This window comes from Streptococcus oricebi (assembly GCF_017883985.1).
GTDB lineage: Bacteria > Bacillota > Bacilli > Lactobacillales > Streptococcaceae > Streptococcus > Streptococcus oricebi.
The window spans coordinates 199090-211052 of sequence record NZ_PRDG01000005.1 but is presented as its reverse complement, the minus strand read 5'-3'; the positions used below and the strand labels follow the sequence as shown (position 1 = coordinate 211052).

Genomic DNA, 11963 nt, shown 5'->3' with positions numbered 1-11963 from the left:
AGTTTTCAATGGTCCTTGTCCCCTTGAGACAACTATATCAGTATATCACCTACTTAGTGCCTTGTCAATACTTTTTAGAACCTTTTTTTACTTTTTTTATATAGACCTTCTCTTCAACCCCCTAAAAGCCTTTAAAACCAGCCTTGGGGCTGGTTTTAAAGTTTAAAATATTTGGATTTAAAATTAAGATTTTAATTCATCTTGATACTTTTTCAGTTCGCTTGGACTGGCCCAGACGAAATGTCCTGGACGAATTTCAACCATTTCTGGTTCTTCCGTTGAATAGTCATGCTGGTCTGGATCATAAACTTTGAGGACCTTTTGGCGCTCCAAAATCGGATCTGGAATAGGCACAGCAGACAGAAGCGACTGGGTGTAAGGATGGATGGGATTGCTAAAGAGTTCTTCTGTTTCAGCCACTTCAACAATAACTCCCTTGTAGATAACAGCAATTCGATCCGAGATGAAACGAACTACGGATAAATCATGGGCAATAAAGAGATAGGTCAGACCTTGCTCTTTTTGGAACTTCTTCAAGAGGTTCAAGACTTGGGCCCGAACTGAGACGTCAAGGGCTGAGATAGGCTCATCCGCAATGACAAAGTCAGGGTGCATAACCAAAGCCCGAGCGATTCCAATCCGTTGCCGTTGACCACCCGAAAATTCATGAGGGTAGCGGGTCAAGTGTTCTGGCAAGAGACCGACTTCATGAATCATTTCTTTTACTTTTTGAACTCTTTCTTCCTCATCCTTAAATAGGTGATGGTTATAGAGACCTTCTGAAATGATGTAGTCAACGGTTGCCCGCTCATTTAAACTAGCAGCTGGGTCCTGGAAAATCATTTGAATCTTCCGGATAAGCTCTCTTTCTTCTTCCTTGGACTTTTTGCCATTGATTACCTTACCCTCATAAAGGATTTCTCCCTTGCTGGTATCGTTCAAACCGATGATGGCCCGTCCAATGGTTGTCTTACCACTTCCTGACTCACCAACTAGAGAGAAGGTCTCCCCTTTATTGATAAAGAAGTTGGCGTTTTTGACAGCGACAAACTTTTTACTTCCTTCTCCGAAGGAAATTTCTAAATCTTTAACTTCAATCAGTTTTTCAGACATTTCCTTCCTCCTCTGACATTAAATGGGTAAAGGCCATCTTGGTTCGAATCTTTTCATGAAGATCGGCAATAATTGAAGGCTTCTCAACCTTGGGAGCGTCCTCGTGGAGCAACCAGGTCTTGGCCCAATGAGTGGGTGAGATTTCAAAGACCGGTGGTCTTTCCTCAAAATCAATCTGCATGGCATAGTCCGAGCGCAGGGCAAAAGCGTCACCCTCAACTTTAGAATATAAAGAAGGAGGGGTTCCCGGAATGGAGTAGAGTTCTCCGTCTTCTTCTGCTAGTTGAGGAAGACTGGATAGCAAGCTCCAGGTGTAGGGATGGTGAGGCTGGTAGAAAATCTCATTTACCGTTCCATACTCCACAATCTCACCAGCATACATAACAGCTACCTTATCTGCAATACTAGCTACAACTCCTAGATCATGGGTGATAAAGATGGTTGTGAAATTATATTCCTTTTGTAGGGACTTGAGGAGCTCGATGATTTGAGCCTGAATGGTCACATCAAGGGCTGTTGTTGGCTCATCACAGATTAGGACATCTGGGCGACAAGCCAGGGCAATAGCGATAACAATCCGTTGCCGCATACCACCTGAATATTGGAAGGGGTATTCACTAAAGCGTTTTTCGGCTTCTGGAATCCCAACCTTCTTCATATAGTCAATAGCCAATTCTTTGGCTTCAGCCGCAGTCTTTCCTTGGTGCTTGGTGATAACCTCTGTAATCTGGCTCCCAATGGTCTGAATAGGGTCCAAACTGGTCATAGGATCCTGGAAAATAGTCGCAATTTTCTTTCCGCGAATGCTTTCCCAGTCCTTATGACTTTTCAAGGCTGTTAAATCTTGTCCACGATAATCAATGCTCCCTTGGGCAACCCGTCCATTGTCCTCTAGCATTCCAGTAAAGGCTTTGGTCAAAACGGACTTCCCGCTTCCAGACTCACCTACTAGGGCTAAAACTTCCCCTTCAATCAAGTCTAGAGAAACTCCTCGAATGGCCGTTAGAACTCGATCGCGGACATCAAATTCTACGACAATATCGCGAGCAGTCAATATTACATTTTCTTCTTTTGTCATATTTCCTCCTATCTATGTGTCCGCGGATCACTTGCATCAGCCAGGTTTTGTCCAACAATGTAGAAGGACAGAGAAACCAGAATCAGGGCTGTCAGCGGAATCCAGAAAAGATAGGCATTGGTTGTTACATTTTGTGAGTAATTAGAAATCAGCCGTCCCAAACTTGGTACTGTTACTGGCAATCCTAGACCGAAGAAGGATAGGAAGGCCTCATAAGAGATATAGGCTGGTAAGGCTTGGGAAGCCAGGGTCACAATAACAGACACCAACTGGGGCAATAGGTTCTTGCTAATAATCTTTCCTGCCGATGTTCCCAGGGTCCGACTGGCTAAGTTATACTCCAAATCACGATAGCGCAGGATTTGCACCCGGATAGTATAGGCATAGCTGACCCAGGCGGTCACGCTCATGGCAAAAATCAAATTCCAAAAACCTGAACCAATCGAATAGGTCAAAACGATGACAATCAAAAGTTGAGGGACATTGGAAATGACATTGTAGACTTCCATCAAAATCTTATCAGCTGTTTTGGAAATCCCCCAGATACCACCGACAACTACTCCTAGACCAATTGTGATGACTGTGGAGATGACCGCAATCAAAATGGAATTACGAGCCCCATACCAAACCCCATCAAAGAGGGATTGACCATTGCTGTCTGTACCAAACCAGTATTGACCATTAGGCTGAATGTAGCGGGCCGAAAAATCATTTACCTTACTTACATCATTGAAGTCATAGTTGGAAAAGATGGGATAGAGAAAGGACATCAAGATAATCCCAATCAGGACTGCCAACATAATAAGGGTTGACTTTTTCTTTAAAAATTCACGAATGACCGATTTCCAGTATGAGTAAGCTGGTGCATCAATAGTTTCAGAGGCAAAATCATCGCGCTTGACAAAGGTGAATTTCTTTTTATCAATTGTAGCCATTATTTACCTCCTTTAGAATTTGATAGTTTGATACGAGGGTCTAGGATTGTCATCAGAATATCACCCAAGAGTAGGGACATGATGGACAAGCAAGTAAAGATAAAGACTAGACCTACAACCATGGAGTTGTTGGCTGCTTTCACAGAGTCAATCAACATCTTCCCCATACCAGGAAAGGCAAAGACAGACTCGGTCAGGGTAGCACCGACAATTACCATAATAATTGATAAGGGAATACCGGTCACAATCGGTACCATGGCATGCTTAAAGATGTGCTTGCGTGAGATTTCAGCTTCAGACAGACCCTTGGCCCGCGCAAAGCGGACATAATCACTAGATTGTTGGTCAATCATATAACGGCGAATCCAAATCGCTAGACCTGGCATACCCAGCACCCCTAAAATCACAGCCGGCAAGACATAAGAACGCCAGTCTCCTGCTCCCAAACTTGGGAAGGAATCAGGTAGGCCGACAACAGAACCCAAGAGACGGACAACGTAAACCAGGGCGATGGTTGGAATGGACATGAGGAGGGTCAAAAAGGCGGTTGAGGCGCTATCAAAAATGGTGTTTTTGAAGCGGGCCATATAAGAACCCAGAGGAATGGCTAAACCGTAAGAAATCAAGACCCCAATCAAACCAATGATAGATGAGTTAACCAGCATGGATGGGAACTGATAGGTATTATCAGTCTCCGTATAAGGATCGTCCTTACCATAGGTAGCAATCTCTCTGGCATCTGCTTCGCTAGGAGACTTATAGGTCCGAGAGTAGATATTAACAGAGGAAAGCTTCTTACCAGTTGGGAATTGAACCTCTGACTGTTTGGTCTGCCCTTGACCTTGACCGATAACCTTTAAAACTGGAATATTGGCGTAGGTTGGGTAGGAGGTTCCGAGATTGAGGGTCACAATATTTTGGTGGATAAATGGGAAAGAACCATTAAAGTAAATCAAATACTTGTGCTTGGTTCCTGAACCAACTAAGGACCAGCCGACAGCAGGATCATTAGTAATACTCAAGCCCCGCTTGAGATTTGGATTCTTTGGATCTTGAACTTTCCAAGGGTGATCAATCTGAATCAGGTTGGCATAAAACTCAAATACCCGCTCAAAAACTGGCACCTGACGGAGGGCATAGAACTGCTTACTGTCCTTAAACTGATAGAGCTTCCAGCCGTTCCCTAAACCTTTGATATAGTCTTCATAGATTTTTTTATTGGCTGCATTTGGCTCGGTAGTTACTTGGGCATTCTTCTTGCTTGCTTTTTCTTGCAGTTCCTTGGTGTTATAGTAGTCTACATAACCCATCCGCTCAAGGACCGTTGATTCATAATCAGCCTTGGTATCTGGAGTCTTGGTGACCTTATTATAGTTAGGATCCTGCTTGAAAATCAAATTTCTTGGCACCATGGTATAAACAATGGTGTAAATCAGTGTCGTCACTAAAAAGATAGACAACAGGGAGCGCAGAATACGCATAAATATATATCGTTTCATTTTTCACTTCCTTCTATTTTCTGAAATGGAGTTGCATTGTTTTCTTAAATCTAGCCTTGGAGTATGCTTGCCCTCTATCTCTGAATTGAATAGATAAAAGGGGCATAACCCCAAAATCGAGGCTGAGACTCTGTCATCAACCTCAAGCTTTCATTGGTCTTAGGTTCAGAAATGAGCTCTTTAAGTGACACTTTCTGTCTAAAAGTCTCCACTAGCTTTCTTAACCCTTACCAGACCATGCAACAATGATAGCGTAAACAGCGAGAGCCAGGGCAAGCGCCCTAGCCTCGATAGAAAGCTACTATTTTACGTGATCAGCCAGCTCTTTTTGAGCTTTTTCGTTGGACTCAGCACGCTCTTTTTCCCATTTCTTCTTCGCTGCTTCGTACTCTTTAGTCGTTACAGGATCTTTTTGTACTTCAAGATACTTGTAGTTGCGGTATTCAACACCACCCTTGTTTCCGGATACTGCAAACGGTGCGGTAAATGGCACTGTTCTTTGAACAGCCGGACGTGGATACTTGGACGAAGTTGGAATAACCAAGGCACTATCAGTCAGCCAAGCTTGGGCAACTGCATATTTTTCGTAACGTGTATTGATATCTGCTATTTCATTACCAGCTTCTGTGATGAGTTTTTCATATTCATCCAGACCAACTGCGGCAACAGCTTCCTTACTTTCACCCTTATCAAAACCGAGATAGGTCTTGGTTCCTTCACCCTTACTTGGGTTTAGCACTTCCAGATAGGTAGATGGATCTTGGTAGTCAGGCGACCAACCTACATTGTCTGAAATATCCCAGTCTTCTTGGGCCGCAGTTTCGGCGAAGTAGGTAATGTTGTTCAAGTCATCATGACTCATTTGATGAATGTCAACCACCACATTTTCCTTACCGAGGGTAGACTCGAGTGATTGCTTGAAGGATTGGACACGCTTAACCTTAGCTTGAGCTTGCTGGTCAGCCGGCATATCTAGATGAATCGGGAATTGCACCCCTTCAGCTTCTAGGGCTGCCTTAGCTTTTTCAAACTCTGCCTTAGCCTTAGTAGGATTGTAGAGGCTGTCTTGCCCATCAGCCAGACTAACTCCTTGCCATTCTTCCTTATCAGCCAGTTGGGCCGTTACCAAGTCACCAAAGCTCTTACCGTTAGCTTGGACAAAGTTTTCTGGCACAAAGAGAGTCCGAGTCAGCTTTTCAGCTCCATCTTCTCCATTAGCTTGAGCGTTGTAGGCTTTGCGGTCAAAAGCAAAGGTCAAAGCTTGACGGAAGTCTTTATTAAGCAAGGCTTTCTTAGTAGACTGCTTTTCAGCATCCGTCTTTTTACTGGTGTAGTTATAAGACTGGCGGTCAATATTCATACTTACCAGATAGGTTCCTGAATCTTGTAGACCGTAGAAAATTTCATCCTTATACTTCTTAGAGTATTTAGAATAGTTTGGTGCATTTGGATTGAGAAGAGCTAGTGAGAAACCACTCTCTGCAAAGCCACGAGGCTCTGTATCCAAATCTTCCCCGTTAAAGAAGGTCAACTTGACATCGTCGATATGGACATTCTTCTTATCCCAGTAGCCTTCATTCTTAGCCATTTCAATAGAAGATTTAGTTGTGATGGACTTGAGTAAGTATGGTCCATTGTAAAGGATAGAGGTTGGGTCAGTTGCCTTGGCAAAGTCTTTTCCTTTAGATTTTACAAATTCTTCATTGACCGGAGCCAAGACTCCCATCGTTGTCTTAGAATTCCAGAAGGTTTCCGGTTTTTCTAAAGTATATTGAACGGTATAATCATCAAGAGCCTTGACACCTACATGAGAGAAATCCTTGTCATCACCATTCAAGTAAGCACTCAAACCTTTGACAGAATCTTGAACCAAGTAGAGGGCATCTGACTTATTGTCCGCCGCATACTTGAGACCAGCCACAAAGTCAGCTGCCTTGACATCAGCATATTCTTCGCCTTCACTGGTATACCACTTGGCATCCTTTCTCAACTTATAGGTATAGGTCAAACCGTCCTTGGAGACAGTCCAATCTTCGGCGATAGACGGCACCAAGTTCCCATAGCGGTCGTTTTCTAAGAGACCGTCGATAAAGTTGTTGGTCAAATCACTTGTTGCTGCCTTACCGGTAGTCAAGTAATTGAGGTTATCAGGATCGGTCTGATAGGTATAGCTGTAAGTCGTTTTATTACTTGTGCTAGAGCTAGAACAAGCCGCTAAAAAGCCTGTTGCTAAGAGCGTTACTCCCGCTAGTGCGAGCCATTTGCTTTTTTTCATAGGGATGTCTCCATAAAATAATTTAATTAGTGAAACCATTATAGCACAGTTTTTGGCAAAAGTAAACTAAATATTCAGACAATTACCCTCCCCATCTCCATTTAGAAAGTTAAGCCCAAGCCCCTAGGCAAGGGCTCTAAGCCTAGATTAAAAGATAGACAAAAAACAGCCCCTTGATTTGAGGGACTGTTTGAACTCTTGCAACTAGAATCTTCTAGTCTGCGATATGCTTTTTCAACTCTTCTTTGGCCTTGGCATTAGATTCTTCTTTTTCTTTCTGCCATTTCTTATAGGCTGCATCGTAGTCCTTGGTTGTCACGGGGTCAGCCTGTACCTCTAAATACTTAAAGGTATAGACTTCACCCTTGATACCGACCCATGAGTAGGCCTTGGTAAATGGTTTGACCTTGGTCAGACTTGCACGACCACCTAGTGACTGGTAGGGTAAAATTAGAGAGCTATCGGTCAACCAAGCTTGGGACTCTGCATATTTTTCATAGCGAGTATCTGTATCAGTTGTGATAGCATCGGCTGCTTGATTGAGCTTCTCGTAATCGGCCAAGCCAAGCTTCTCGATAATCGCCGCATCCTTAGCCTCCAAACCAAACTGGTTTAGGGAAGCGCCTGCTGAGTTAAAGATGTCTAGGTAGGAAGATGGATCCTGGTAGTCTGCAGACCAACCACCAATAGCTAAATCGTAATCCTTCTGTGCTGCGGTTTCAGCATAATAGGTAATCTTTCCTTCCTCATCTTCAGACATTTGGTGAATATCAATCACCACATTTTCCTTGCCGAGAACAGACTCAATAGACTGTTTGAGGGATTGGGCCTGCTGAACACCTGCAGTATTGGATTGGTTCACCGGAGTATCTAGGTGGATAGGAAATTCTACTCCCTGAGCTTGTAGAGCCTCCTTGGCCTTGGCCAACTTAGCCTTGGCTTTTTCTGGACTGTAGAAGGCGTCTTGGGCATCATCTAGCTTCACACCGGACCACTCATCTCCATAGGCCTGTAATTTAGACTCCACTACTGAGCCAAAGCTCTTGTCCCCAACTTGAACAAAGGTCGGTGGTACCAAGGTATTTCTCAATTGCTTGTTCGCCGCATCTTCTCCATTGACCTGGGCTAGGTAAGGAGTCCGGTTAAAGGCAAAGTTCAGGGCTTGACGGAAGTCCTTGTTTAGGAGGGCTTCCTTGGTCGCATTCTTTTGGCCATCACTAGTCTTGGCTGTATGATTATAGGCTTGACGGTTCAGGTTAAAAGCATAGTAATAGGAAGTCCCATTTTGTGGACCATAAACGATGTTGTCCTTGTATTTCTTCTTAATAGAAGCATAGTTGGAACTGTTAGGATAGACAGCACCTATGGTGTAAGAACCATCACTAAAACCACGCGCTAGAGACTCTTGGTCTGAGCCATCATAGAAGGTCAACTTGACATTTTCGACATGGACATTGTCCTTGTCGTAGTAGCCAGGGTTTTTAGCATACTCGATTGAGGACTTAGAAGTCAGAGACTTAAGAAGGTAGGGACCATTGGAAAGGATACCCGAGGTCTTAGGAGCTCCAAAGTTCTTGCCTTGAGATTTGAGGAACTCGGCATTGATTGGGAAAAGAATCCCCATGGTAGTCTTGGAATTCCAGAAACTTTCAGGCTGGTTTAGGGTATATTGGATAGTGTGATCATCTAGAGCCTTGATACCGACATGGCTAAAGTCCTTGTCCTCCCCCTTGATGTAGGCATCCAAGCCCTTGACAGAGTTTTGAACTAGGTAGATAGCCTCGGATTTGGCATCAACCGCATGCTTGAGCCCAGTCACAAAGTCCTCGGCCTTAACATCGGCATATTCTTCTCCCTCAGAGGTGTACCATTTGGCATCCTTTCTGAGCTTATAGGTATAGGTCAGGCCGTCCTTGGACACTGTCCAATCCTTGGCTAGAGAGGGAACCAGATTCCCATATTTATCTGTCTCCATCAAACCATCAACCAGGTTCCCGGCCACATCTGAATCCACCGCCCTATTTGAGACTGTGTAATCCAGAGTGGTTGGATCAGACATATAAACATAAGAGTAGGTGGACGTATCCTTGGCCTTACCCCCTCCACATGCGACTAGCAAGAGACTAGAAGTCACAAGAACCCCCGTCGTTACAAACCATTTTACTGATTTCATGCACTACCTCCTTAAGTAACGTATTTGTATTATTATACTCTATTTCTCCAAAAAAACCAAGGTTTTTCGATATTTTTACAAAAACATTTATAAAAAATCTTCTTTCCTATCATCAGAAATAGAAGGACTAGACAGAGGAAAGAAAGCTTGGCTTTAGCTCTCCTTCTTTTTATGATACAATAAGAACAGACTGATTTACTCAAAGGATTGCTATGAAAAAACTAATCTTATTTTTGGCCTTTCTAAGCCTGGCTTTGGCCAGCAAGGTCCAGGCCCAAGACTTTAACCTAGCTGCCCAAAACGGCATCGCCATCGAGGCCCAGACCGGGAAAGTCCTCTATGAAAAAGAGGCTACTAACCCCGTTCCCATAGCCAGCCTCAGCAAAATCCTAACAGCCTATCTGGTCTATGAAGCGATTGAACAGGGCAAGCTGAGCATGGAAAGCCAGGTCGAGATTTCCGACCATGCCTACCAACTAACCACCAATTATAGTATCAGCAACCTTCCCATGGAAAAGCGGAGTTATAGCGTCAAGGAGTTGTTGGAGGCCATGCTAATCGCCAATGCCAACAGCGCAGCCATCGCCCTGGCTGAAAAGGTTGCCGGCAGCGAAAAAGACTTTGTGGACCTTATGAAGGCTCGGATGGAAAAATGGGGAGTTAGCGACTCAACCCTTGTCAATGCCAGTGGCCTTAACAATAAAATCCTAGGTCAGCATATCTATCCCGGCTCCAAGGAAGATGAAGAAAATAAGATGAGCGCCTATGGCCTGGCCCTGGTCAGCTACCATCTCATCACCGACTATCCTCAAGTTTTAAAGATTAGCCAGAAAAGCCAGTCTACTTTCGATGGCTGGGCTATTTCCAACTCTAACTATATGCTAAAGGATCAGGCCTACTTCCGTCCGGGAGTTGAGGGTTTGAAAACCTCTACTTCTCAAGAAGCCGGCAACTCCTTCGTCAGCACTAGCAAAGAAAAGGGCATGCAGCTGATTACGGTAGTCCTAAAAGCCGATAAGAGCGATACGGACCCCTTCAGCCACTTCAGTGCTACTGCTGATTTTCTGGACTATCTGACCCAAAACTTTATTCCCACCAAGGTCCTGGCTAAGGGCAAGGGTCTTGCCGAAAGTAAGCTAGCAGTTAGCAACGGCAAAAATAACAAAATTCAGGCAGTGGCTAATCAAGACTTGGTCTGGATACAAAAGCTTGATAGCGACAAGAAAGTCAAGCTCGAGTTCAAGGCCAAGCAAGGTCAGCTGGAAGCCCCAATCAAGGCAAGGCAGGAGCTAGGACAGGTCAGCTACCAAGATCCCGAGATTATCGGCAGGGGCTATATAGAGGGGCAAGGACCTAGCGTCAGCATGCTGGCTCAAAAGAAGGTCGAAAGAAGCAACTTCCTCAAGATTTGGTGGAATAATTTTGTAAAATTTGTCAATGAAAAATTATAAAAAAAGAGGTTGCAACCTCTTTTTTATTAGCCAACAGAACCTTCCATTTCATAGCTAATCAGGCGATTAAGCTCAACCGCATACTCCATAGGCAGTTCCTTGGTGAAGGGCTCCACAAAGCCCATGACAATCATTTCTGTCGCCTCCGTCTCGCTCAACCCCCGACTCATCAGGTAGTAGAGCTGTTCCTCGGAGATTTTAGAGACCTTGGCCTCATGCTCCAGGGCAACCTGAGAATTGTGAATTTCATTGAAGGGAATGGTATCTGAACGTGATAGATCGTCCATGATGATGGTATCACATTCGATGTGGCTGACTGATTTTTGTGAATTTTTGGCAAAGGTGACCTGGCCCCGATAGTCCACCTTGCCTCCACTTTTGGCAATAGACTTGGAGACGATGGAGGAGCTGGTGTGGGGGGCATTGTGAATCATCTTGGCCCCTGTATCCTGGTGCTGGCCTTTGTTGGCAAAGGCGATGGACAGCATGGTCCCTCTAGCTCCAGGTCCGTCCAGATAAACGGAAGGGTACTTCATGGTGGTCCGAGAACCTAAATTTCCATCAATCCACTCAACAGTAGCGTCCTTCAAGGCCCTAGCCCGCTTGGTAACTAGGTTATAAACATTGTCCGACCAGTTCTGAATGGTGGTATAGCGCATATAGGCTCCATCCAGTGCAAAGATTTCCACAATGGCTGCGTGCAAACTATTGGACGAATAGGTCGGAGCGGTACAGCCCTCCACATAGTGGACACTGGCTCCTTCATCGACAATAATCAGGGTCCGTTCAAACTGACCGGAATTTTCATTGTTAATCCTAAAGTAGGTCTGCAAGGGAATATCAACCTTGACCCCCTTAGGGACATAGATAAAGGTTCCACCTGACCAGACAGCCGAATTGAGGGCAGCCAGCTTATTGTCTGTAGGCGGGACTAGCTTGGCAAAGTATTTTTTAAAGAGTTCTGGATATTCTTTGAGGGCCGAATCAGTGTCTGTAAAAACAATTCCCAGCTTTTGAAACTCTTCTTTCATATTGTGGTAGACCACTTCTGACTCATACTGGGTAGCCGCCCCGGCTAGGTAGGCCCTTTCGGCTTCGGGAATCCCGATACGCTCAAAGGTTTCCTTAATCTTTTCTGGCACCTCGTCCCAGGTCCGGGCAGGCTTGTCTGAGACCTTTTGATAATAGATTAAATCATCAAAATTGATCTCTGATAGGTCCGGGCCCCAGGTGTGCATGGGCATTTTTAAAAAAGCCTCGTAGGATTTCAAACGAAAGTCCAACATCCAGTCGGGCTCATTTTTGGCAGCTGATAATTCTCGAATGACCTGCTCATTTAGCCCCTTTCCTGTTGATAGGATGGGATCCACATCATCATGGAAACCAAACTTATACTCCCCCAAGTCAATGGGTTTTGGTTCTACTCTTTCTTCCGACAT

At 44.5% G+C, this 11963-nt stretch carries 8 protein-coding genes; 1 reads left to right on the top strand and 7 read right to left on the bottom strand.

Annotated features, from left to right (window positions below; translation table 11 throughout):
* Positions 1-183 precede the first annotated feature (183 nt).
* The 6 genes from C4K46_RS09130 to C4K46_RS09105 all read right to left on the bottom strand — a co-directional run bounded on the left by C4K46_RS09130 (position 184) and on the right by C4K46_RS09105 (position 9073).
* A complete protein-coding gene (locus C4K46_RS09130) occupies positions 184-1113 on the bottom strand; it encodes an ATP-binding cassette domain-containing protein (protein WP_209628750.1) in 930 nt (309 codons plus the stop codon).
* The gene (locus C4K46_RS09125) at positions 1106-2191 is read right to left on the bottom strand and encodes an ABC transporter ATP-binding protein (RefSeq protein ID WP_209628748.1); all 1086 of its coding nucleotides are present in this window, start codon (positions 2189-2191) and stop codon (positions 1106-1108) included. Before C4K46_RS09125 ends, C4K46_RS09130 begins: the two co-directional genes overlap by 8 nt.
* 8 nt (positions 2192-2199) lie before the next feature.
* Positions 2200-3126: an oligopeptide ABC transporter permease OppC gene (gene oppC, locus C4K46_RS09120; protein ID WP_209628746.1), complete on the bottom strand. Its 927-nt coding sequence runs from the start codon at positions 3124-3126 to the stop codon at positions 2200-2202.
* Positions 3126-4625: an ABC transporter permease gene (locus C4K46_RS09115; RefSeq protein WP_209628744.1), complete on the bottom strand. Its 1500-nt coding sequence runs from the start codon at positions 4623-4625 to the stop codon at positions 3126-3128. Before C4K46_RS09115 ends, oppC begins: the two co-directional genes overlap by 1 nt.
* 301 nt (positions 4626-4926) lie before the next feature.
* Positions 4927-6900 (bottom strand): peptide ABC transporter substrate-binding protein, encoded by a 1974-nt coding sequence (locus C4K46_RS09110; protein ID WP_209628742.1) that lies wholly within the window; start codon positions 6898-6900, stop codon positions 4927-4929.
* A gap of 214 nt (positions 6901-7114) precedes the next feature.
* Positions 7115-9073 (bottom strand): peptide ABC transporter substrate-binding protein, encoded by a 1959-nt coding sequence (locus C4K46_RS09105; RefSeq protein ID WP_209628740.1) that lies wholly within the window; start codon positions 9071-9073, stop codon positions 7115-7117.
* Between the two features lie 212 nt (positions 9074-9285).
* Between C4K46_RS09105 and pbp3 the strand changes: the two genes are divergently transcribed.
* Positions 9286-10524, top strand: a complete 1239-nt coding sequence (gene pbp3 / locus C4K46_RS09100; RefSeq protein WP_209628738.1) for a D-alanyl-D-alanine carboxypeptidase PBP3 — start codon at positions 9286-9288, stop codon at positions 10522-10524.
* A gap of 26 nt (positions 10525-10550) precedes the next feature.
* On the opposite strand, the gene sufB is transcribed toward pbp3, so the two are convergent.
* Positions 10551-11963, bottom strand: a complete 1413-nt coding sequence (sufB, locus tag C4K46_RS09095; RefSeq protein ID WP_209628736.1) for a Fe-S cluster assembly protein SufB — start codon at positions 11961-11963, stop codon at positions 10551-10553.

Bases quoted from the DNA above. Each gene is read 5' to 3' on its own strand.
- C4K46_RS09130 (WP_209628750.1), bottom strand. From the start codon at position 1,113: ATGTCTGAAAAACTGATTGAAGTTAAAGATTTAGAAATTTCCTTCGGA.
- C4K46_RS09125 (WP_209628748.1), bottom strand. From the start codon at position 2,191: ATGACAAAAGAAGAAAATGTAATATTGACTGCTCGCGATATTGTCGTA.
- oppC (WP_209628746.1), bottom strand. From the start codon at position 3,126: ATGGCTACAATTGATAAAAAGAAATTCACCTTTGTCAAGCGCGATGAT.
- C4K46_RS09115 (WP_209628744.1), bottom strand. From the start codon at position 4,625: ATGAAACGATATATATTTATGCGTATTCTGCGCTCCCTGTTGTCTATC.
- C4K46_RS09110 (WP_209628742.1), bottom strand. From the start codon at position 6,900: ATGAAAAAAAGCAAATGGCTCGCACTAGCGGGAGTAACGCTCTTAGCA.
- C4K46_RS09105 (WP_209628740.1), bottom strand. From the start codon at position 9,073: ATGAAATCAGTAAAATGGTTTGTAACGACGGGGGTTCTTGTGACTTCT.
- pbp3 (WP_209628738.1), top strand. From the start codon at position 9,286: ATGAAAAAACTAATCTTATTTTTGGCCTTTCTAAGCCTGGCTTTGGCC.
- sufB (WP_209628736.1), bottom strand. From the start codon at position 11,963: ATGTCGGAAGAAAGAGTAGAACCAAAACCCATTGACTTGGGGGAGTAT.